The 22782-nt window shown below is 49.4% G+C and carries 17 protein-coding genes and 1 pseudogene; 11 read left to right on the forward strand and 7 right to left on the reverse strand.

Features of this window, described 5'->3' with window-relative positions:
• Positions 1-21: 21 nt before the first annotated feature.
• The 5 genes from B5D58_RS04090 to B5D58_RS14035 all read left to right on the forward strand — a co-directional run bounded on the left by B5D58_RS04090 (position 22) and on the right by B5D58_RS14035 (position 5553).
• On the forward strand, positions 22-786 hold the full coding sequence (locus tag B5D58_RS04090) for a 3',5'-cyclic-nucleotide phosphodiesterase (protein ID WP_011112775.1): 765 nt from the start codon (positions 22-24) through the stop codon (positions 784-786).
• 12 nt (positions 787-798) lie between these two features.
• Positions 799-3186 (forward strand): GspE/PulE family protein, encoded by a 2388-nt coding sequence (locus tag B5D58_RS04095; RefSeq protein ID WP_011112774.1) that lies wholly within the window; start codon positions 799-801, stop codon positions 3184-3186.
• Between the two features lie 299 nt (positions 3187-3485).
• Positions 3486-4304: a GGDEF domain-containing protein gene (locus B5D58_RS04100; protein ID WP_041356862.1), complete on the forward strand. Its 819-nt coding sequence runs from the start codon at positions 3486-3488 to the stop codon at positions 4302-4304.
• 6 nt (positions 4305-4310) lie between these two features.
• The gene (locus B5D58_RS14030) at positions 4311-5000 is read left to right on the forward strand and encodes an EAL and HDOD domain-containing protein (protein ID WP_234988991.1); all 690 of its coding nucleotides are present in this window, start codon (positions 4311-4313) and stop codon (positions 4998-5000) included.
• Positions 4954-5553, forward strand: coding sequence for an EAL and HDOD domain-containing protein (locus B5D58_RS14035; protein ID WP_234988992.1), 600 nt, complete (start codon positions 4954-4956; stop codon positions 5551-5553). Before B5D58_RS14030 ends, B5D58_RS14035 begins: the two co-directional genes overlap by 47 nt.
• Before the next feature lie 585 nt (positions 5554-6138).
• Here B5D58_RS14035 and fumC read toward each other — a convergent pair.
• Together fumC and queF are read right to left on the reverse strand one after the other, a co-directional pair.
• Positions 6139-7527 carry a class II fumarate hydratase gene (gene fumC / locus B5D58_RS04110; protein WP_011112773.1) on the reverse strand — a complete coding sequence of 463 codons (1389 nt, stop codon included), beginning with the start codon at positions 7525-7527 and terminating at the stop codon, positions 6139-6141.
• Positions 7528-7572: 45 nt separating this feature from the next.
• Positions 7573-7992: a preQ(1) synthase gene (queF, locus tag B5D58_RS04115; RefSeq protein ID WP_011112772.1), complete on the reverse strand. Its 420-nt coding sequence runs from the start codon at positions 7990-7992 to the stop codon at positions 7573-7575.
• An 87-nt stretch (positions 7993-8079) separates the two neighbouring features.
• Here queF and smc point away from each other — a divergent pair, with 87 nt between their 5' ends.
• The 3 genes from smc (at position 8080) to B5D58_RS04130 (ending at position 13079) form a co-directional block, all read left to right on the forward strand.
• Positions 8080-11607 carry a chromosome segregation protein SMC gene (smc, locus tag B5D58_RS04120; RefSeq protein ID WP_011112771.1) on the forward strand — a complete coding sequence of 1176 codons (3528 nt, stop codon included), beginning with the start codon at positions 8080-8082 and terminating at the stop codon, positions 11605-11607.
• Between the two features lie 68 nt (positions 11608-11675).
• Positions 11676-12809 (forward strand): cell division protein ZipA, encoded by a 1134-nt coding sequence (locus B5D58_RS04125; protein WP_011112770.1) that lies wholly within the window; start codon positions 11676-11678, stop codon positions 12807-12809.
• A gap of 33 nt (positions 12810-12842) precedes the next feature.
• The gene (locus B5D58_RS04130) at positions 12843-13079 is read left to right on the forward strand and encodes a CDGSH iron-sulfur domain-containing protein (RefSeq protein WP_011112769.1); all 237 of its coding nucleotides are present in this window, start codon (positions 12843-12845) and stop codon (positions 13077-13079) included.
• Positions 13080-13097: 18 nt separating this feature from the next.
• Here the strand turns inward: B5D58_RS04130 and B5D58_RS04135 are convergent, their stop codons facing one another.
• From B5D58_RS04135 to B5D58_RS04150, 4 genes are all read right to left on the reverse strand, one after another.
• A complete protein-coding gene (locus B5D58_RS04135) occupies positions 13098-14720 on the reverse strand; it encodes an MraY family glycosyltransferase (protein WP_011112768.1) in 1623 nt (540 codons plus the stop codon).
• Positions 14717-16945: a polysaccharide biosynthesis tyrosine autokinase gene (locus B5D58_RS04140; RefSeq protein ID WP_041356861.1), complete on the reverse strand. Its 2229-nt coding sequence runs from the start codon at positions 16943-16945 to the stop codon at positions 14717-14719. Before B5D58_RS04140 ends, B5D58_RS04135 begins: the two co-directional genes overlap by 4 nt.
• Positions 16946-17118: 173 nt before the next feature.
• Complete coding sequence (locus B5D58_RS04145) at positions 17119-18336, reverse strand: polysaccharide export protein (RefSeq protein ID WP_011112766.1); 1218 nt, start codon at positions 18334-18336, stop codon at positions 17119-17121.
• Positions 18337-18435: 99 nt separating this feature from the next.
• Positions 18436-18876: a low molecular weight protein-tyrosine-phosphatase gene (locus tag B5D58_RS04150; protein WP_041356860.1), complete on the reverse strand. Its 441-nt coding sequence runs from the start codon at positions 18874-18876 to the stop codon at positions 18436-18438.
• A gap of 386 nt (positions 18877-19262) precedes the next feature.
• Here B5D58_RS04150 and B5D58_RS04155 point away from each other — a divergent pair, with 386 nt between their 5' ends.
• From B5D58_RS04155 to B5D58_RS04165, 3 genes are all read left to right on the forward strand, one after another.
• Positions 19263-20270 carry an NAD-dependent epimerase gene (locus tag B5D58_RS04155; protein ID WP_011112764.1) on the forward strand — a complete coding sequence of 336 codons (1008 nt, stop codon included), beginning with the start codon at positions 19263-19265 and terminating at the stop codon, positions 20268-20270.
• Positions 20271-20278: 8 nt separating this feature from the next.
• A complete protein-coding gene (gene tviB / locus B5D58_RS04160) occupies positions 20279-21553 on the forward strand; it encodes a Vi polysaccharide biosynthesis UDP-N-acetylglucosamine C-6 dehydrogenase TviB (RefSeq protein WP_011112763.1) in 1275 nt (424 codons plus the stop codon).
• A 115-nt stretch (positions 21554-21668) separates the two neighbouring features.
• Positions 21669-22469: an oligosaccharide flippase family protein gene (locus B5D58_RS04165; protein WP_041356858.1), complete on the forward strand. Its 801-nt coding sequence runs from the start codon at positions 21669-21671 to the stop codon at positions 22467-22469.
• Here B5D58_RS04165 and B5D58_RS04170 read toward each other — a convergent pair.
• Positions 22466-22782 (reverse strand): annotated as a pseudogene (locus B5D58_RS04170) (IS5-like element ISNeu3 family transposase); the annotation flags it as partial. The gene B5D58_RS04165 and the pseudogene B5D58_RS04170 overlap by 4 nt on opposite strands.

The following is a 22782-nucleotide window of genomic DNA, read 5'->3' on the forward strand; positions in this document are numbered from 1 at the left end:
CGGGGTGGAGGGTTCATCAATTTGAAATTAAAAGTATTGGGCTGTGGCGGTGGAATAGGGAGTAATTCTCATACCACCGCAATGCTGCTGGACGAGGATATTCTGATCGATGCCGGCACCGGAGTCGGCACGCTCGCGTTGGATGATCTGCTGAAAATCGATCATGTATTCGTCACGCATTCCCACCTGGATCATATTGCATTCATTCCTTTTCTGGTCGACACGACTGGCAGTCTGCGTGATCGTCCGCTGATCGTGCATGCTCTGCCTGCAACATTGGAATGTCTGCAGAAGCACATTTTCAACTGGCATGTCTGGCCGGATTTTTCCCGTATCCCTGATGCCGTCCGCCCCTATATGCGTTACCAGCCATTTGCGGTGGGTGAGACTATAGTGCTGGGTTCGCGCAGAATTACACCGCTGCCGGCTTGCCATGCTGTTCCGGCTGTGGGCTTTCAGCTTGATTCCGGTCAGGCCAGTCTGGTATTTACCGGTGATACCACTGCCAATGATGGATTATGGGAAGCTATCAACCGGATTACCAACCTACGCTATCTGATCATCGAATCTGCCTTCAGTGATGTCAAACATGACATCGCGAGGCGTTCCGGACATTTCTATCCTGCCTTGCTCGCAGATGAACTGAATAAACTGCAGCATGATGCCGAAATATACATTACCCATCTGCGTCAGGGGGAAGCAGAGCTGACCATGCAGGAAATTCTTGCCAGAATCAGCCGTTTTGATCTGCGCAGATTGATGAGTAATCAGATATTTGAATTCTAGGATAGAGTGAATATGAGCATATCTCTGGCTTCTGAAGCCGGTTCCGGCATCATCCCAGGCAATGGGATTCCGTCGGATTCTGCCGGGCGTTTGCAATCTGTGATTGACAGGATTCAGGCGGCGGGAAATGTTGATGAAATCATATTCGAAACAAGCCGGGATATCTGCGAGATTTTCAACGCGGATCGCCTGACGGTCTATACCCTCGGTGACGATAAAACCAGTCTTACGTCACGTGTTAAAACCGGACTGGATTCCTGGCAGAATCTGAAACTGCCCATCAACGAACACAGTATTGCCGGCTTTGTGGGGCTGCACAAACAAGCCGTCAATTTCAGAGATGTTTATGATCGGTGTGAGCTCAGGGAACAGAGTGAATATCTGCGTTTCTTGCAGGAAGTGGACAAGCGGACCGGCTACCGGACCAAACAGATGCTTGTGGTACCGATTCTGAATGCCGGTGATAACGATCTGCTGGGTGTGGTGCAGCTCATTAACAACAAGGCCGATGAACCTTTCTCGCAAAGGGTTGTGGATGAATTGAGTGAAATCTGCCAGGCGTTGGCAGTCGCCATCAGGCAGCGCCAGATGCAGCAGTTACTGGGCAGAACCCGTTATGATCAGTTGATCGTCAATGCCTTGATCAGTGCCAGCGAATTTGAGTTGGCAACCAGGCAGGCGCGTGAAACAGGCCGCGATCTGGAAGATGTGCTGATCGATGAATTCGGCATCAGTGTGACGCAGGTGGGTGGAGCACTGGCTGTCTTCTTTGGCGTGAGATATGAACGATACCGGCCGGATCGGATCAAGCCGATGGACCTGCTCAAGAATCTCAAACGTGAATTTGTCGAGAGCAACAGTTGGCTGCCGATCGATGATGGAACTGAAGGGTTGATGGTGCTAACCCTGGATCCCGAACGTATCAGAGCATTACGTATCGTCAACCAGATTTTTCCAAAGCGCAAGATCATCTACGCGGTTTGTACCCGGCGTGAATTTCAGGCCATGCTGGATCTGTTTTATGGCGGTAATGAAACCGAGAATCTGGGTGGCAGCATCGATGAAATGCTTTCCAATCTGGGTGAGGGCGATGGCGGGGAAGAAACCAGAGAGACTGATACGGATGAAGCTTCCGCTGCGGCGGATAACGAACTGGTCAAACTGGTCAACCGCATCATCATGGATGCCTATAAAACAGGTGCTTCGGATATTCATGTCGAACCCTTGCCGGGTAAGGGGAAAACCAGTATTCGCTTCCGCAAGGATGGTTCACTGATGCCCTATATCGAAATTCCAGCCAGTTATCGCAATCCGCTGGTGACCCGTATCAAGATCATGTGTGATCTCGATATTTCAGAAAAGCGTAAACCGCAGGATGGCAAGATCAAGTTTCGCAAGTTTGCGCCTCTTGATATCGAGCTTCGGGTCGCGACGATTCCTTCGGCTGGCGGTGTGGAAGACGTAGTGATGCGTATTCTGGCGGCTGGTGAGCCGATTCCACTGGAGAAAATGGGATTTACCTCCTTCAACCTGGAACGGCTGAAATCGATCATCAGTAAGCCTTACGGGCTGTTCTTCGTCTGCGGTCCGACGGGTTCCGGTAAAACGACGACGCTGCATTCCATTCTCAAATATCTGAACCGGCCGGAAACCAAAATCTGGACGGCGGAAGATCCGGTTGAAATTACGCAGAAAGGATTGCGTCAGGTGCAGATCAACCCGAAAGCCGGCCTGACATTCGCCACGATCATGAAATCCTTTCTGCGGGCAGACCCCGATATCATCATGGTGGGTGAAATGCGTGACAAGGAAACAACCAGTATCGGCATCGAGGCTTCGCTTACCGGACATCTGGTTTTCGCAACCCTGCACACCAACAGTGCACCCGAATCCATCATCCGTTTGCTGGATATGGGCATGGATCCGTTCAATTTTGCTGATGCGTTGCTCGGGATTCTGGCGCAACGTCTGGCCAAGCGACTGTGCAAATGTAAAAAACCTCACGTGGCCAGTCGGGAGGAAATTCGCGCGCTGCTGGTAGAGTATTGTGAAGAACTGAAGAATATCGGGAGCTTCAAGGCCGATCCTGATGCAGCCTGCCGTGAAATCGAATCTCGCTGGGTTCAGCAGTATGGCGATGAAAACGGGCAGATTACCCTGTATGAGCCGGTTGGTTGTGAGCACTGTACACAAACGGGCTATGCTGGCCGGGTGGGTTTGCATGAATTGCTGACTGCCACCGACGCACTCAAGAAAAATATACAGGAACACGCACGTGTTGCTGAAATGCTGGTAACCGCATTGCATGACGGTATGCGTACCCTGAAACAGGACGGGATAGAAAAAGTGTTGCAGGGAATTACCGACATTCATCAGGTGCGGGCGGTGTGTATCAAATGATGTCGTGGCAGTGGTGTTTTGTTAGTGTGAACATGCCCTGCTGGTAATTTCAGTACAACCGGTTCCTGCTCTTGTCCTGCTGGTAGCCATGAATGTCTGGCTTGCAGCATGGCTGGATAACCGGCGTGGTTTTCCCCTAATTCCTTCTTTTGCTTTGAATAGATTCTGCTAGTCTTGCTGATGCAGAATGCATGCTTCGGGATGATGTTCTTCCAGGCTCACAATGGTGCTCCCCAGGCAGCCTTCCGGATATTTCCGGGTGATTACGACGATTGCAGTGAAGTTTCAGGAGGATAATCATGCAGATTTCAGATGACAAAAAGATATTACAGCTGGTCAAATCTTCGACTGCCAGTAAGAAGAGGGCGAGGGGGACGGTAAAAGGCCGGAATCCGGTGATCGGTGCAGATGAGTATGGTCAACAGGTCGAGCAGTACGCGCGTCGTATCCGGGAGACCAGTGATGTAAACGAGATTATCAATATTCTGGATACCGTGCTGGGAGAAACCCGGAATCTGCGTTACAGCAATGAGGTATATAGTGCGCAGGAACAGGTACGGCTTGCAGAAAAGCAGATCGAATCACTCAAACTGGAGCTGGAGCAACTGCGGGAGCTGATACATTACGATCCCATGACTGGCGCATTCAATCGGCGTGGCCTGGATGCTGTTTATGTGCGAGAGGCGGCGCGTGCTGACCGAAACGAGAACACACTGTGTGCGGTTATGCTTGATCTGGATGACTTCAAGCAGATCAATGATACCTATGGTCATCAGTTTGGTGATGATGTTCTGGTTCATTTTGTGACGGTTGCAAAGAAATCATTACGGCCAAGTGATGTGGTCGCTCGTTATGGCGGCGAAGAATTTGTCGTATTGCTGCCGGATACCACGCTGGAATCGGCAGTCTGGGTGATGCAGCGTCTGCAGAATAACTTTTCCAGGAAAGTATTATCGGATATGGAGGGTAATTCCGTTCCGGTGACCTTTAGCGGGGGCGTTGTTTCCCGGCAGTTTCGCGAAGGTCAGAAGTCTTTGCTCAAACGTGCGGATGAGGCACTTTATCAGGCTAAGCAATCCGGTAAGAGCCGCGTAATGATTACACCTGTTAATGAGTGACATTTAATGGAGAATATTTTTCTGGGTAAGCAGCCGATTCTGGATCGTAATCAGAATCTGGTTGCCTATGAGTTCCTGTTCCGGACAACAGAGGATAATCAGGCAAATGTTTCGGATGGTTTCCGTGCTTCTGCCAATGTAGTGGTGAATGTGTACGGTCACCTCGGGATTCAGCAGGTGCTGGGTAATCTGCGCGGATTCATCAACGTCAACCATGAGCTGCTTCTGGATGATGCAGTTTTGTTGCTGCCCAGTAAACATGTGGTGCTGGAACTGCTGGAAACGATTTCTGCCACACCTGAAGTAGTGCAGCGTTGTATCGAGCTGAAACAGATGGGATACCAGCTTGCGCTGGATGATGTGACCCGGATTGATGACAGAATCGGACCATTGCTTCCGATCATCAATGTGGTCAAGGTTGATGTGCTGGCGCTGACTGATAATGAAATCATCGACTTGATCCAGAAACTGAGAGCATGGCCGGTCATCCCGCTGGCAGAGAAAGTGGATAGCCCAGAACGTGCCAGAATGTGCATGGACTTGGGGTTCGAGATGTTTCAAGGTTATTTTTTTTGCCAGGCCGGTAATTGTTTCCGGTGGCAAGATCGAATCCGGAAGATTATCTCTTCTGCGATTGCTGTCGCTGGTGATGCGCGATGCGGAGATCGAGGAAATAGAACAGCTGCTCAAGCATGAACCGGGTTTGAGTTACAGTCTTTTGCGAATGGTCAATTCGGTAGCGGCAGCATTGCCGCAGAAAATCGGTTCCATACGGCAGGCTATCATCGCGATGGGTTACCGGCCTTTGAAAAGGTGGGTTCAGTTACTGCTGTATGCTGCGGATCCTTCCGGAGAACTGAACGAGGCCAATGCGCTGATGCAAACCGCAGCTATCCGTGGAAGACTGATGGAACTGATTGCAACCATTGATCGCCCGCATGACAAAAATTACCAGGATCGAGCTTTCATGACCGGGATAATGTCTTTGCTGGACACGCTGTTTAGTATGGAAATTCAGCAGATCGTGGATAAGCTGGAAATGCCGGATGAAGTGATTCGTGCCCTGGTGCATCGTGAAGGTCGGCTTGGTTGTAAGCTGCGGCTGATCGAAGCCAGAGAAAAAGGAAATGCAGAACAGGTCGAGAAAGCCATGGCGGAACTCGAATTTCTCGATCGGCCTGATCTGGTAAAAGCAGATCTCGATGTTCTGGATTGGGCCAACCATATCAATCGGCCGGCCTCATCCTGATCGATGCGGGTTTGTCTGTTGAGTTCTTCCTGCATGATAGCCATGTACGTGGAGCACAATCCTCAGGCCCGGTTAGGTCGTGTTGTTACTAAAATAGTTACTTCCATTGTAAAAAAATCTGGGTTAGAATCATCTTCAGCTTTATGGGTTTGTAGAGGTAAGAAGGTACATAAAGTGAGTAATGCCGGGTACTTGGACTAAAAAGTCACCGTCCGTTTCCCGCGCGAATGGGAGTTTATCCGAGGCAGGATAAAGAGTTTAACTATATTAGGAGGATAAAGCATGGGATACAGTGATGCAGCGACAACCCAGAGAGAAATCGAAAAAAATAGTGGAGCATGGAAAGTAATTTTGGTTAGTACAGCAGCTTTTATTGTAATCGGAGCTATAATCTGGTTCGGTGGAATCGGCGGCAAATACTAATATTTACCCCTTGTACCATATTCAGGCAATCTGGGTCCCGTTGGGTCCAGGTTGCCTTGTTTTTTGGGAAGCCGATTTTGTTAAAATTGCTGCCTTATCCGTACGGGCTCAGTAACTCTCAGTAAGTTTTCCTCTTCCTCCTTCTTAAGCAATTCTTCTTTTTCACACCTCTGTCATTTTTTGTGGGTCAACCCATACATCGAATTGTTCTGCGGTGACATAACCCAGCCTGATTGCGGCTTCTTTTAATGTCAGCATTTCATGATGGGCTTTTTTGGCTATTTCTGCTGCTTTGTCGTAACCAATGTGAGGATTGAGCGCGGTTACCAGCATCAGAGACTCCTGTAAATGCTGCTTGATTCGTACTGTATTGGCCGTAATACCGGCTGCGCAATGGGTGTTGAAGCTTTCTGCACCATCTGCGAGCAAACGTGTACTTTGTAAAAAATTGTGAATGATCAGTGGTTTCATGGTATTGAGTTCGAAATTTCCCATGGCGCCTCCCAGATTGATTGCAACATCATTGCCCATGACCTGACAGGCAAGCATGACAACTGCTTCCGATTGGGTAGGATTGACTTTTCCGGGCATGATCGAACTGCCGGGTTCGTTCTCCGGGATAAGGATTTCACCAATACCGCAACGCGGGCCGGATGCCAGCCAGCGGACGTCATTGGCAATTTTGATCAGTATAGCTGCTAGTGTTTTCAGCACCCCATGCGCATGGACCAGTGCATCATGCGCGGCCAGTGCCTCAAATTTATTGGCAGCTGTTATAAAAGGATAGCCGCTGAGGCGTGCAATTTCTGCCGCGACACGGCGTGCAAATTCCGGATGGGTGTTGAGACCGGTACCTACGGCTGTCCCCCCCAGCGCCAGTTCGAGCAGATGCGGCAGCGCAGATTCGAGATGAGCCAGGCCATGATCGAGCTGTGAAACATAGCCTGAAAATTCCTGCCCCAGTGTAAGCGGGGTGGCATCCTGCAAATGTGTGCGGCCGATCTTGACGATATCCGAAAATGCTGCCGATTTGGAAGATAATGTTTTACGTAGTGCTTCCAGTGCCGGAATCAACCGGTTGCGGATGGCTTCCACGGCAGCAATGTGCATGGCAGTGGGAAAAACGTCATTGGAAGATTGTCCTTTGTTGACATGGTCGTTAGGGTGCACCTTGCGACCTTTGCCCCGTGTACCGCCCAGAATTTCCGAAGCGCGGTTGGCCAGCACCTCGTTCATGTTCATATTGGTTTGTGTGCCGGAACCGGTTTGCCAAACTACCAACGGAAATTCGCCGGCGTGTTCTCCTGCCAGCACTTCATCGGCAGCGGTGATGATTGCCCGGGCGATGTTCTCGTCCAGTAATCCCAGATCATGATTGACACTGGCAGCGGCGCGTTTGACCAGCGCCAGTGCGTGGATCAGGGCTGACGGCATGCGTTCGCCCGAGATATTGAAGTTGTTGAGCGATCGTTGTGTCTGCGCACCCCAGAGGGCGCTGGCAGGCACCTGTACTGTGCCTATTGCATCATGTTCTTCGCGATACTGGTCCATGGTAGTTTTCCAGAAAAAGTTAGCGGGTTTTGTGGAAAAGAATGATCAGCCGTGGGTATTGAATTGCTGTTCAAACACTTCGAGTAATACTGGTGGCTGGGGCTGCCATCCTTTCTTACGATGTTCCGCGACGACATTGGTGAAAATACCCCCGCGCACATAGAATTTCGAAGTCAGCCGGATAAAACGGGGTTTCATGGCGGCCACCAGATCATCCAGAATCCGGTTGGTCACTGCTTCGTGGAAAGCGCCTTCATCACGGTATGACCAGATGTAGAGCTTGAGACTCTTGAGTTCGATACATTTTTTGTCGGGAATATAATCCAGCGTCAGTCGTGCAAAATCCGGCTGTCCGGTTTTGGGGCAGAGGCAGGTAAATTCCGGTATTTCCATGTGAATCCGGTAATCACGTGTCTGGACGGGATTTTCGAAGGTTTCCAGTTGTTTTGAAGGCTGTGTGGTCATGGTTTCCTTGGTTCTTTCAGTTCCTGGTTTTTCTAAATCATTTAGAATAACCAGTTAGCTCAAAATTATAACCTGTTACCTTCCAAATTGCGCCTGACCGAAATCAAACTGGCCGGTTTCAAAACATTCGTTGATCCTGCGGTGGTGCCTGTACCGGGGAATCTGGTCGGAATCGTTGGGCCGAATGGTTGCGGCAAATCCAATGTCATCGATGCGGTACGCTGGGTGCTAGGGGAATCACGCGCCTCAGCATTACGGGGGGAGTCACTGCAGGATGTGATTTTCAACGGATCCGCCACGCGCAAGCCGATCGGCCGGGCCAGTGTCGAACTGGTATTCGATAACAGCTCGGGCAAAGCGGCGGGCCAGTGGAAATCCTACAGTGAAATAGCCATCAGGCGCGTGATTCAGCGCGATGGGGAATCATCCTATTACATCAATAATATTCATGTGCGCCGGCGGGATATCACCGACATGTTCCTGGGAACGGGTGTCAGCGGGCGCGGTTACGCCATCATCGAACAGGGGATGATTTCCCGCATTATCGAGGCCAGGCCGCAGGAGCTGCGCACTTTTCTCGAAGAAGCAGCCGGCATTACCCGATACCACGAAAAGCGCCATGAAACCGGGCTGCGCCTGGCTGATGCACGTGGCAACCTGCAGCGTGTGGACGATATTCTCGAAGAGCTGGACAAACAGCAGCAGCATCTTGAAGCACAGGCGGAATGTGCGGTCCGTTATCAGGATTTGCATAGGCAGTTGACTGCCGCGCAACATACACTCTGGACGTTGCATAAGCAGCAGGCCGCCGAATCACGACACCAGGCACAGGTAGAGGTTGAACGCTTGGTGCAGGAAATGGAAACCATCCGATCCGGTATGCAGGAAACAGGCGAAAAGCTGGATGAGTTGCGCCTGTACCACCGGGTGGTGAATGATCGTCAGCATCAGATTCAGGGAGCGTTGTATGCTGCCAATGGTGAAATTGCGCGTATCGAACAAAACATCCGGCATATTCGTGCAAACAGAGAGCAGCTCGATCGTCAGCTTGCTGAAGCTGAACTGCAACTGCAGAACCACGAGCAGCAACTGAACGAAGTCAACGAAAACCTGACGTCCTGGCAGGATAAACTGGAGCAGGCGAAAAATTGTCACTTGTCCTGCAAAGAGGAACATATCGTGGAAGCCGGGAAGCTGCCGCAAATGGAATCGGCTGCGCAAGCAGACCAGGTGCGGTTGATCGGGTTGCGGGAAAAGCTGGCGCTGGCCAGACAGAATGAGAAATTGCTGCAAAACCAGCAGGCGTATGCCGAAAAAACGTTGCATCAGCTGGTGGTGCGTCGCGAACGCCTGCTGGAAGAGCAGTCGAGCCAGCCGGAGATCGATCCGGTGCAACTGGATGAGTTGCAGATGGAATCTGCAGAGCTTGCTGCCATGCTGGAGCAGAAGCAGCATTCACTCAGCACACTGGAAACGCAGGCGTATACCGTACAGCAGGAACGTGACGCGATCCTGCAAATCATTCAGTCGCTCGAGCGGGATATGGCTCGGGCAAATGCCCGGTGTGATGTTCTGCAACGCTTGCAGGATCAGATCGAAGATAACCAGGAGTTGAATGCGTGGATGGCCAGACTTCAGTTGAATCTGTTGCCGAGGCTGTGGCAGCAGATTTCGATTGAATCAGGCTGGGAAACGGCGCTGGAAGCCGTGCTGCGCGAGCGTATCCAGGCAGTTACCGTGGACCGGTTGGAACAGATGCTGGAGTGGGAAGCACAGCGGCCATCGGCAAAATGGGCCGTGTGCGAACTCGTTCCGGATCGACCAGTGAGCAATGACACGGATCAACGAACATGGAAGCCACTCAGTACATTACTGAGTTGCCGCAGCCCGGCGGTGCAGGCCGTGCTGGGAAACTGGCTGTACGGTGTGTTCGTCACTGACAGCCTGACAGCTGCGCTGGCTGACAGATCGCTGCTTACCAGCGGAGAGATGCTGGTAACAGCGGAAGGACACAGTATAACCAGTTGCGGAGTAAGCTACTTTGCGCCTGATTCTGCAGTGCATGGTATCTTGCAGCGTCAGCGCGAAATTGCTCAAATCAGGGAAGAATGCGAACAAATCGGACAGTCTGTTTTATCCCAACAGCAGACGCTGGCTGCGGTGGAGCAGGATGATCAGCAGATCGCGGCGGATATCGTACAACTTCGTAAAGTGATCGAAGAAATCAGAACGCAGCAGCACGACCGGCAAATACAGATCGTACGGTTGACACAGCAAATAGAGCGTGTGGCGCAACAGCAGGCTCAACTTGAAATCGAACTGGCTGATCTGGCAGTGCAGATCGAAGAAGAATCATCACAGAAACAGCAGGCAGAAACAGAGCTCGTTGTGTGTGAGGCGGAAAGAGTAGAGCTGGAAGCTCAGGTAAATCAGGCAGAATCTGCCTGCCAGTCATCCGGGCGGGCACTGGCATCACAGCGATCACGGGTGCAGCGTTTATCGGACAGGTTACATGAAACGGCTTTCGGTGAGCAGGATTGTCAGAACAGAGTCATCGATTGTGAACGGCGTATCGGTATGATTACCCGGAATAGCGTCATCCTGACTGAAAACATGCAAAGGTTGCAGCACGCTCGTGCTGATCTGGATGAATCGACACTGACAGCAGATACAGTACATTGGCAGATACAGCGCGATCAGCATGAACAGGCGCTGATGGCAGTTCGGCACGAGCTGGAAAATATGGACGATACATTGCGGGAAATGGAACAGGCCCGGATGTATGCTGAACAACGGCTGCAAGAATGTGGTGAGGCGGTTGGTCAGGCGCGGCTCCGTGAGCAGGAAGCGGAAATGACCGAAGCCCGGTTTGCAGACAAGCTGGCGGAATCAGGTGAAACTATGCTGGAAATGGTGCCGCAGTTCGTCAATGAATCGCCAGCAAAACTGCAAACACGTATCAACCGGCTTACCGGGGAGGTCACTGCTCTCGGGCCGGTCAACCTGGCAGCGTTACAGGAGCTGGAGGCATTGAAATCACGCCGGATTCATCTCGAAGAACAATCTCATGATTTACGTGAAGCCATTACGACACTGGAGCAGGCCATTCGTCAGATCGATCGTGAAACCCGGGAGCGTTTGCAGGAAACATTCGATCAGGTCAATCAGAATCTTGCCGGGTTGTTTGCTTCCATTTTTGGTGGAGGGGTTGCGGAGCTGGTGTTGAGTGGTGAGGATATTCTGGATGCAGGTGTGCAATTGAATGCTCATCCGCCGGGTAAGCGGAACAGTTCCATCCATCTGCTTTCTGGTGGGGAAAAAGCATTGACGGCACTGGCGCTGGTATTTTCACTGTTCCGGCTGAATCCTGCACCGTTCTGTCTGCTGGACGAGGTGGATGCGCCGCTGGATGATAGTAATTCAGTACGTTTTTGTGAGCTCGTCAAGCGCATGTCCGGAGAGACTCAGTTTCTTTTCATCAGCCACAACAAAATTACCATGCAGATGGCGCAGCAGTTGATCGGTGTAACCATGCGCGAGCAGGGAGTTTCCCGGGTGGTGACGGTGGATATCGGTAAAATCATGGCCGCCGGGGATTTGCCCGCAAGTGTCTGATATTCGTTGATGAACTACTTGAGTGCGTGCAGAACGATTATAATCGTGCCAAAGGGGGATAACAGTTTATGAGTGATTTGCAGATCAGTCTGGTTATTATCGGCGCAGTCATTATTGTCGGTGTCGTCATATTCAACAGAATTCAGCTGGCACGCTATCATCGCAAGGTCCAGAATGTATTCAGGCACGAGCACGATGATGTTCTGCTGAATGATGAGCGTAAACCAGTGTTCGGCAGTGGGCGGATCGAGCCGCAATTTGGTGATGAAGCGCCATCAATACCGGATGCTGCTGTGGGTTCTGCCAATACCCCGGTTGATCGGCAAATCGCGGATGATCAGCCAGCAAAAGAGCCTGGTGTGCAGAGGAAAACGGCCGATATCGACAGCATGATCAATTACATTGCTGATATCCGCGCCAGTTCACCCATCCCCCACGAGAAACTGATTGATCTGCTGCAGCAGAAGTTTGACTATGGCAAGCCAGTACGCTGGTTCGGTCTGCAAGAAGGGCAGTCGTGGGAGGAAATCTCGCTCGATACGCTCAGCCCCAGGAATACTTATATCCAGTTAAAAGGATGTTTGCAGCTTGCGGATCGTTCCGGACCGGTCACTGAAATCAATCTGTCGAGATTTCGTGATATGGCCGAAGATTTTTCCGCACAGGTTCAGGCGGAAGTCGAATGCCCCGATATTTCAGAAGCACATGCCAGAGCAATTGATCTGGATAAATTCTGTGCCGATGTCGATGTGATCATGGGGATCAATATCATCAGCAAGGATGGTGGTGCCTTTGTCGGGACCAAGATTCGCGCGCTGGCAGAAGCTTCCGGCTTCCGGCTGGAATCCGACGGTGTGTTCAAATATCGTGACAGTGAAACTAATGAGGTAATGTTTTCACTGGGCAATTTTGAGTCGGCCCCATTTTTGCCTGCCAACATGCGAACACTGACTACCCACGGCATCACTTTTCTGCTGGATGTTCCCAGAGTCGCAAATGGTGAAAGAGTATTTGACCAGATGGCGCATATTGCCAGACTTTTTTCATCGACACTGAACGGTATTCTGGTTGATGACAACAGGGTGCCGTTAAGCGAGAACGGTGTGAAAAGAAGCCGGCAGCGATTGGCCGATATCCAGTCCACCATGGCAGCGCGTAATATTGCTGCGGGTAGTGAGACAGCGTTGAATCTGTTTGACTGACAGTATCCGTAACTCGTCAGCCGAAATCGAACCATGGGTGAATCCGGGACGAAATCCAGATTTCCGATCCGGGTTCAATTGGAAGCCAATAAACAGTATTACTGGTGCCGATGTGGACTCAGCCAGTCACAGCCATTTTGTGATGGTGCTCACCGGGGGACCGGGATGAATCCTGTAGTATTTGTCGTCAGAGAAACCAGTCCAGTCTGGCTCTGTGTCTGTAAGGAAACAAAAAATATCCCTTTTTGTGATTGTTTCCGTACTGACTGAATCAAGAAGATTGGAACTTTAGGAATTACTGTGGTTGATTGGTGGTTCTACCGATTCCTGATGATAATTCCGCTTAGATATCGAAGTCTGATCAAACATTGCTTCAAATACCAGCAGTTTCTGGTTGGGTTTGCGCCGATCTGCCACACGTTTATTTCCTGAAGGATTGCTTTGATTCTGTATCCTTCTGTCATTCCGCGGGTTATGTTCTACAAAAGGACGCAACTGGATGCCGCAGCGTTCGTTTATGCGCTTCTGAGCTGAAGTTACGAAATTCTCGATTTTATCTTTTATTGTTCTGACATCTGCATCCAGTAAACGTATATTGACGACGACGGCGTATTGGTCTTCGTCGCTTGATGACGGGGCTTTATTTTTGATTACATGTACCAGTGAGTCCATGCTGGGCCTCAGTTCCTGTGAAAGCATACGGACCAGGTTTTCCGCTTCCTTGGGAGTATAGCTGCCCAGGAAGAAACCATGACTTTGTGTCGGGGTAAGTCCCCAAAGTGTATGAAATTGGCGCAAGGCCGTAATAAAGTACCAGGGATGGAGAGACAGGTAGAAATACCCGGAAAAAAACAGCAGAAAACCCGTGAGCATTGTGAGCTCATTGACTCCCAGATACAGGCCGGTGAGCCCGATCAGACCAAACAGCAAATGTATTGAGACAATGGCAAATATGACATCGCTGACACGATAGCCGGCATTGAGAAGGATATGGTGTAAATGATTATGATCCGGTTCAAATGGTGACTTGTGCTGCCAGATTCGGCGCAGCATGATACTAATGGTATCCATCAGGGGGACCGAGAACAGCCAGAGAGCAGTGACGGGTGTCATGGCACGATTGCTGCCTTGAGAAAGATCTATCAAAAGCCAGGTAATCACGAATCCCAACAGCATACTGCCGTTATCACCAAGAAATACTCTTGCTCGGGGTTGCAGCCTGTAGCGGAGATTGAAAAACAGAAATCCCATGGTACCACCGGTGAGCGCAATGATGATGATGAGGTTGGGCTGATTGTCGGCAATCAGCGCTGCTGAACCGAGTAGTATCAGGCTCATTAATGTTACGGAACCGGATAATCCATCTATTCCATCGATCATGTTCAGTGCGTTGATGCCTCCAATAGTGGCAAAGAGCGTGAAAGGTATGGCGAAAATTCCCAGTGCCAGAATTCCGCCAGGGAAAATACTACCAAGATCAGTCAATACAACCCCGCTTACCAGATTCATGATCAGGACGGCGACAGTTTGTACGATCAGACGTGTTTTGTAATGAAGTTGAAGGATGTCATCGGCAAAACCCATGATAAAGATAATAGCGGAACTGATCCCCAGTCCCAGCCACTTCACTGATTGTTCCGGATAATAGCCGATTAAAAAACAGAGGGCGATGAGCAGGGCAGCGAAGATTCCGGTCCCTCCTACGAATGGTGTGAGGTGCTTGTGCTGTTTGTGCTGCCCCGGGCGATCCAGAATGCCGTAAGTATGTGCCAGAGAAATTGCCAGCCGGATGATAAGGCCGGCCAGTATTGTACTGATGGTAAATAGAGTAATTTGTTCTGAAAGATCAGGCCTGACTGGTTGGCTTATGTCTGTAGAAATACTGAAAAATGTAGAGGTGAGTTCATTCATCGTTTTTTACTCCGGTAATCGTACTGGTATACATACTGACCATATCTGTGGCGTGACAAGGTTTCAGGGATGCCATTGAATATCACTCCTTTCAGATTCACGCCCGCCTGTACAAGTTTCTTTACACTCTGTTCAAGTTCCCGTAGGGGGTGAGTTCCGGCTCTGACTGCCATTAGGGTGACACTGGCCAGACGGCCGATGATGGCGGCATCGGTGGCAGCCAGGATGGGTGGCGAATCAATGATGACCAGATCATATTGATTACTGACAGTCTCCAACAATTGACCAAAGCGTTCATGCAGCAATAATTCCGACGGATTGGGCGGGACTTTACCGGTCGGAATAAAATCGATAGCTGCCAGTGGAATCGATTTGATCGCATCGTTCAGATCGATTGATCGGCTGATCAGTTCGGAGAGACCATTTTCTCTGCTCAGGCGCATGTGTTTATGAATATTACCCCGGCGTAAATCTCCATCTATCAGTAATACCTTTTTGCCGGCATCTGCCATTGTGACGGCCAGATTCGCTGAAACAAACGTTTTGCCGATCCCTGGGCTCGGTCCGGTAATCATGACGATATTGTTGTGTGCCTCCAGAAACGCAAAGTGCAGGGTGGTACGCAAACTGCGCAGACTTTCCATCGCAAGATCTTCTTTGTTTTCCAGTGCCAATAAAAGTGGAGGGTGATTGCCCGATATTGGTTCACTTTTTAGTTTCTTTTCGATTAGTTTCTGATATTTGCTGTACTGGACCGTTGCATAAACTGGTATACCTAAAGATTTTTCGATTATGCCGGGATCTTTTATACCATAACTGAGTGATTTGCGAATAAAAGTAATTATTATTCCCATCATAAGCCCTGCCATCAATGCAACACCCATGATCAGAACTTTTCTGGGTTTGATTGGAAGATCAGGCAGCATGGCGTAATCAATGATTCTTACATTACCTACTGTGCCCGCTTTAGCAACACGTATGGTCTGGGCATGATTCAGCAGCGTGGTGTAAAGTTCAGCATTGACTTCCACATCTCGTGACAGTCTCAGAATGATTTGCTGGGTTTCTGGTAACCCTCCGATTTTCTTATCAAAAGCATTGATCTGTGCCTGCAGTCTGCTGATCTGCTTGTCGATTGCAATGACATTAGGATGAGATTCCGTGAATTTCTGACGTAATTCATCCCGCTTTTGCTGCAGGAGCGTAACCTGAGTATTCAGTTCGACTGTTCCCGTCAGTATGTTCTGCGTTTCGAGGTCAAGATTGATCGAGCCCTTGCGGATTCTGTAATCGTTTAGTGCACTGGTGGCCGTTTCCAATTGTTCTTTGAGTGCTGGTAATTGTTTCTCCAGGAATTCGAGTGTTTTCTGGGATTCTGCCGATTTCTGCTCGACATTCTGCTGAAGATAGGTGTTGGCAATTTCATTGACGATACGAACGGCTTCTTTCCGATCGTCTGATTCAATGGCTAATTCAAGGATACCGGTACCCTTGCCAATTTCTGTAATGGAAAGAGCTTCCTTCAATCGCCGAATTGCTTCACCTTTGGAGCGACGTGTCAGAGTGAACATGGTATCCGGGCGAGATTGCAGATAAGTGACAAAAATTTTGACGGGCTGCAGATAGCCTTCCGGCTGCTTGACAGCCAGCTTGCCGACTTCACCTTCAAGAAAGACTTCATCCTGATAGATGAGTTTGAACTGGCTTTCATTGATCGCCTGTAAAATGATTTCTTCATTTTTCCAGCTTTCAGGCACTTCGAGTGTATCCACCTGAATGGCTTCACCCCCCCATGCATAATGCGATAACCCAAATGGCGGGCTGGACAGGACGTCGCTGCCATTGAACCGTTGAAGCCATCTGGCTACTGCATTTCCTATAAGAGGGAAAAATTTAGGCATTGCAACAATGTCGAGGTGCAGATTTCTGATCGTTTTCCCTAAGATCATTCTGGATTTGATCAGCTCAATTTCGGTTTGTACCGGAGTTTTGGTCTCGAAGAAATTTGACAGCGAATCCAGTTGTTGCACCATGGATTGGCTGTTTTCCTTGATCTGTAACAAGCTGTCTGCTTTATAGATCGGACGGCTCAGAAACGATATGGCAGCACCGATAAGGCAGGTGATGAATGTGATGACAAGAATCAGCTTTTTGTTATCGGCCAGTACATCCAGCAATTCACCCAGATCAATTTCGTCATTGGCCTGGCTGGTTACGGGCTCCATAAGGTTTCTCGATGAGTCGGATGGCATATCAGATGACAAATAAGTTATAGGATTCGGGGAGGGTAGCTTCTTGTTGAAGCAGTGGTGCAGTTACAGCCATGCCTCAATTTTGTATGTCTTTATGCTGTCGGCCTGACAGCGGTGTAGTGATACAAGATGAAATGATACTGGTGCTAACGTCTCAGAAATGGTTGAACTCTCAGTGCACCATCGAATGCATTCAACAGATTGATCGTCGGTTGAATTTGTCCGATGATCTGGTTCCAGCGTATTCCTTCGGCCCGGTCGACATAGATGACATCACGGGGTTGCAGTGGGAAACGGTCAGCCAGAAGCAGGGCATCAGGTGATTTTGCGTTCAGATGATAGATTTCCGGTTTACCCAGTCCTCCGCGGAAGACGAAGATTCTGGCAGGATCGGAGGTTTCCTGATCAAAGCCACCGGCTTCACTGAGTGCTTCAGTCAGTGTCATGCGTGCCTTATTCATTACCAGACTGCGTGACCGGCCGATAGCACCGCCAGCAACGAAATGATTGGTTTCTCCCAGTACGAAAACTTTGTTCAGTGAGCTGTCAGGCACATTCAGTACATCGCCGTGCCGGAGGAGAACATTTTGGGTAACATCTCCCCCTTCATACAGGCTAAGCAGGTTGATACTGTAGGTTTTGTCATCCCGGGTCAGGATGATATTGCGCAAATCCGCGTCAGAGTTTACGCCACCGGCATTGTTGATGGCCTCCAGTACCGTCAGGGGAATATCTCTGACCAGTTGAACGCCAGGTTGAGCAACTTCGCCTACTACGTAGACCCGCTGGCTGCGGTAGGACGCTACCCGCACATCGAGTTGTACAAATTCGATGTATTTTGAAAGTCTCCTGGTCAGTTCCTCGCGAATGTCCTCGACTGTTCGCCCGGCAGCCTGCACGATGCCGACATAAGGATAGAAAAATGTGCCATCTTCACCGACGACATTTCCGGCAGCCTCGGCAGAGCGGAATTCTCCGGCTGGGATGGTGAGTTCAGGATGATCCCAGACAGTGATATTGAGAATATCTCTCGGCCCCACCCGGTATTGGGTATAGGGCTCATTTTTCATGGGAGTACCCTTGATGGCGCTGGAGCCGATACGATAATCGAAGTAGTGATTGGCAACGTTATCAGGGGCGAGGCTGAAGTTTTTGTAATTTTTCTCGAGCTCGATGATCAGTTCAGCATTGATCGTCTGAATGTTGAGCTTTTCCAGAATGGCTTCGTCATTTTCTCGTGTTGGCATTTCCACACTGGATTGACGCGAGAACGGGCTCATATGCTGGCCCGGTATTATGGTACAGGCTGCAAGCTGGCAAAATACCAGCAGAATAAGACCGAATCTGGTAAATGCGATGATCATACTTGGAGGGGTCTGCTGGCCTTGGTTAAGGTGCACATCAACTCTGGGAGTCAAAGTATTTACGGGGTCAGGTACGCATTTCAGATAAATGGCAAGCTTTCATAATTTCGTTGCCCACTGTGCTGCGCCTTGTTCAATGAGTATCAGCGAGCGTATGAATTCTGATGAGTCTTTCCGGTACGGGTCGCTGATATCGATTTTTTCCCATTCTCCGAGGCGGAATACTTTTCCTTTTGCACTGGGTGTACGTGCTTCTATCGCAGCTTTTTGCCATGTTTCCATGACCAATATGAGATCGGCCCTGCGTATCATGTCGTCAGTCAATTGCCGGGCGCGATGGGTGGAAATATCGAGTCCTTTTTCGGCCATCAGTCGGCAGGCTGTAGGATCAGCTTCATAGTCTATCAATGCGCCTAAACCGGCAGAACTGACGAAATGATCCGTTTTTCCCGCTTGCACCAGTGTATGTTTTAGAACCGCTTCTGCCATAGGGCTTCTACATATATTACCTACACAAACAATTAATATATTGCGGAACAACCCTGATTTCCCATGTTAAGTCGAAACTATAAAATTTAGCAGGATCTTTCTCCGACCATGTCAAGTATGCATTATAGTATCAGAAATACAAAGCAGGTATGACGGTGTAATTGCTATGCCATTGAAAATATTATGATATGTTTTACCATCCTTTGATGGATTTGCATAGCCTTGAGAAGAGCCTGCTTTATTGTTTTATCCTTTGGTTGAATGCAGCGAATCCGGCAGTAATCTTGACTTTATATGCCCGTGGACTGCATTTGGTAGCATTTGGGACATAGCGGTAATATCCGGTATCAGCGCTGTTGCTATTGGCCGGAAGGCCGAGGTTTCGGTTGATTTTACCGGCGAGTTTTGTCCCAATGATTTTGTTTGGGAGTGATTGATTGAAAGTACTTATTACCGGTTCAGCCGGCTTTATTGGATCTACACTGGCGCTGCGGCTGCTTGAGCGTGGTGACACCGTTATCGGTATCGATAACCATAACGATTATTATGATCCCAAATTAAAGGAAGATCGCCTTGCCCGATTTGCTGATCACCCCGATTACACTCATTTGCGCCTGGATCTGGCGGATCGTGAAGGTATCAAAACCTGTTTTGAAACTTACAAGCCGCAACGGGTGGTGAATCTGGCAGCCCAGGCCGGGGTGCGCTATTCCATTGAAAACCCGCTTGCCTATATCGACAGCAACATCGTTGGTTTTGCTCATATTCTCGAAGGTTGCCGCCATAACGATGTCGAGCACCTGGTGTATGCCAGCAGCTCCAGTGTCTATGGTGCCAACACGATGATGCCATTCTCGGTACATCACAACATCGATCATCCACTCAGTCTCTATGCAGCCAGCAAGAAATCGAACGAGCTGATGGCACATACCTACAGCCATTTATATAATCTGCCGACTACCGGCTTGCGCTTTTTCACTGTCTATGGCCCCTGGGGACGCCCGGATATGGCGTTGTTCAAATTTACCAGAGCGATGCTGGCCGGAGAGAAAATTCCAGTCTTCAACTATGGCAAACATCGCAGAGATTTCACTTATGTCGATGACATTGTGGAAGGGGTCATTCGTGTGCTGGATCAGCCCGCTCGATCCAATCCAGCCTGGAGTGGAGCAAACCCGGATGCCGGCACCAGCCTGGCCCCCTGGCGTGTCTATAACATAGGTAACAACAGCCCGGTGGAGCTGATGGATTACATTGCTGCACTGGAAAAAGCGCTTGGCAAAAAAGCCGAGATGGAAATGCTGCCTTTGCAGCCCGGGGATGTACCGGATACTTATGCCGATGTTTCCGATCTCGTCGAACAATTTGATTACAAACCTGCTACTCCGGTTGAGCAAGGGATAGCCAACTTTGTGACGTGGTATCGCAATTACTTCAATCTGTAGGAGACGAAATGCAATTTCAGGACATCAGGCTTGCCGTTGTCGGGCTTGGCTATGTGGGCCTTCCACTGGCTGTCGAATTTGGCCGCAAGCGCTCTGTGGTCGGGTTCGATATCAATCAGCGCCGCATTGATGAACTCAAAAACGGAAATGACTTTACGCTGGAAACCACCCGGGAGGAGCTGGCAGCAGCAAAGTACCTGACGTACACTACGAACATCGATGATCTGCGTGACTGCAATTGCTATATTGTTACTGTTCCCACACCGATTGACGAACACAAACGTCCTGATCTCACTCCACTTATCAAAGCTTCTGAAACGGTTGGCAAGGTATTGAAGAAAGGTGACATTGTCATCTATGAATCCACGGTTTACCCCGGCTGTACCGAGGAAGATTGTGTGCCGGTACTGGAACGTGTATCCGGCCTGAAATTCAACCAGGACTTTTATTGTGGCTACAGTCCGGAGCGTATTAATCCTGGTGACAAGGAGCACCGCGTCACCACCATCAGGAAAGTGACATCCGGTTCCACTTCGGAAGTCGCTGATCTGGTGGACGAGTTGTATAACGAAATCATTACCGTCGGCACGCATAAAGCGGAAAGCATCAAGGTGGCTGAAGCTGCCAAAGTGATTGAAAACACCCAGCGTGATCTGAACATTGCCCTCATTAACGAACTGGCATTGATTTTCAACAAGATGGGAATTGATACCGAGGCCGTACTCAAGGCGGCAGGCAGCAAATGGAATTTCCTGCCGTTCCGCCCCGGTCTGGTGGGTGGCCATTGCATCGGGGTTGATCCGTATTACCTGACTCATAAAGCCCAGGCGATCGGCTATCACCCGGAAATCATCCTTGCCGGTCGGCGGCTGAATGACAGCATGGGGACTTACGTCGTTGCCCAGCTGGTCAAGGCCATGACCAAAAAACGTATTCAGGTGGAAGGTGCCCGGGTACTGGTCATGGGCCTCGCTTTCAAGGAGAACTGCCCGGATCTGCGCAACACCCGCATCGTGGACATTGTGGCTGAACTCAAGGACTACAATTGTGTAGTAGATGTATACGATCCCTGGGTATCTCTCCAGGAAGCACAGCACGAATATGGCATTACACCAATCGGAACTCCCAAGCCCGGCAGTTATGATGCCATCATTCTGGCTGTGGCACATCATCAATTCAAAGACATGGGTGCTTCTGCCATTCGCGCACTGGGTAAACCCGATGCCGTTCTGTATGACCTCAAGTATGTGCTTGACCCGCAGGGGGCAGATTTGAGGCTGTAAGGGAACAATGCGACTCGTGCACTCATAGTAGTTGAGGGTGTGGCGTGCCCACTTCTCATATTTACTGAAATGTTTATCTCGATATGTATCCGGATCAAAATAAAAAGTTATCTCGGTGAAAAAGACAAAAGTAATCGAAAATTTTCTATCTCTTGCAATCTTGAAGGGATTTGATTTTATTGTTCCACTGATAACATTTCCATATTTGGTGCGAGTAATTGGTTTAGAAAAATTTGGATTGATAAGCTTTGCCAGTGCATTATCCGTGTATTTTGGCTCGCTAATTCAGTATGGTTTTGGGATTACAGCAGCACGGGATGTCGCCAGATCCAGAGACAATATTAATGACCTGAATAAAGTATATTCTCGAACGTTTTCCACTAGCATAGTATTTTCACTGTTTGCACTCGTTACCTTTACACTTATTGTATGTGCCGTGGGAAGGTTTAATCAGCACCTTTTTCTATATGAAGCCAGCATCGTAAGCGTTATTGTTCAATCTGTGTTTCCTGTCTGGTTATTCCAGGGCGTCGAACAGATGAGGTTCATAACCCACCTGAATTTAATAGCAAAGGCTATATTTTTAGGTGGACTCTTCCTCCTGATTAGAGAGGAATCAGATTATTTTCTGGTTCCCGTGCTTTATGCGGTGTCATCTGCTCTGAGTCTTATTTCCGCGTGGTGGATTGTGAAAAATAGAATAGGGGTGAGCTTTTCGTTTTCTTCAACTCGTGTAATAAAGAAGGTTATTGTAGAAGGACGACATGCTTTTGTTACTCAGTTTGCTCCAAGTCTATATAACAACACCTCTATATTTTTATTGGGATTCTTCGGGAGCCCCTCTACGCTTGGCAGTTACTCGGCAGCCATCAAAGTAATAGATGCAGCCATGTCGCTAGGTCGAATCGACATTTAAAGCCATAAAGTTGCTGCAGCCAGATGTATGAAGGCGGAGAAGTAAATAGCTTTACGGTCATATCTGGTTGAAAGTCTGCGCCAATGCTTGAGTTTGTTGAATGTGCGCTCAATGATATTTCTGCATTTATAGATTTCGCGATCATACGTTCTTCGTATTTTGCGGTTTGATCGCGGTGGGATGACAGGCACGGCCTTCATGGAGGCAATGGCGTCGAGAATATTATCGCTGTCGTAGCCTTTATCCGCCAGAACATGCGAGGGCCTGAACCCGCTGATCAGATCAAGAGCCTGCGTGCAATCATTGCGCTGTC

Source organism: Nitrosomonas europaea, from assembly GCF_900167395.1.
GTDB lineage: Bacteria > Pseudomonadota > Gammaproteobacteria > Burkholderiales > Nitrosomonadaceae > Nitrosomonas > Nitrosomonas europaea.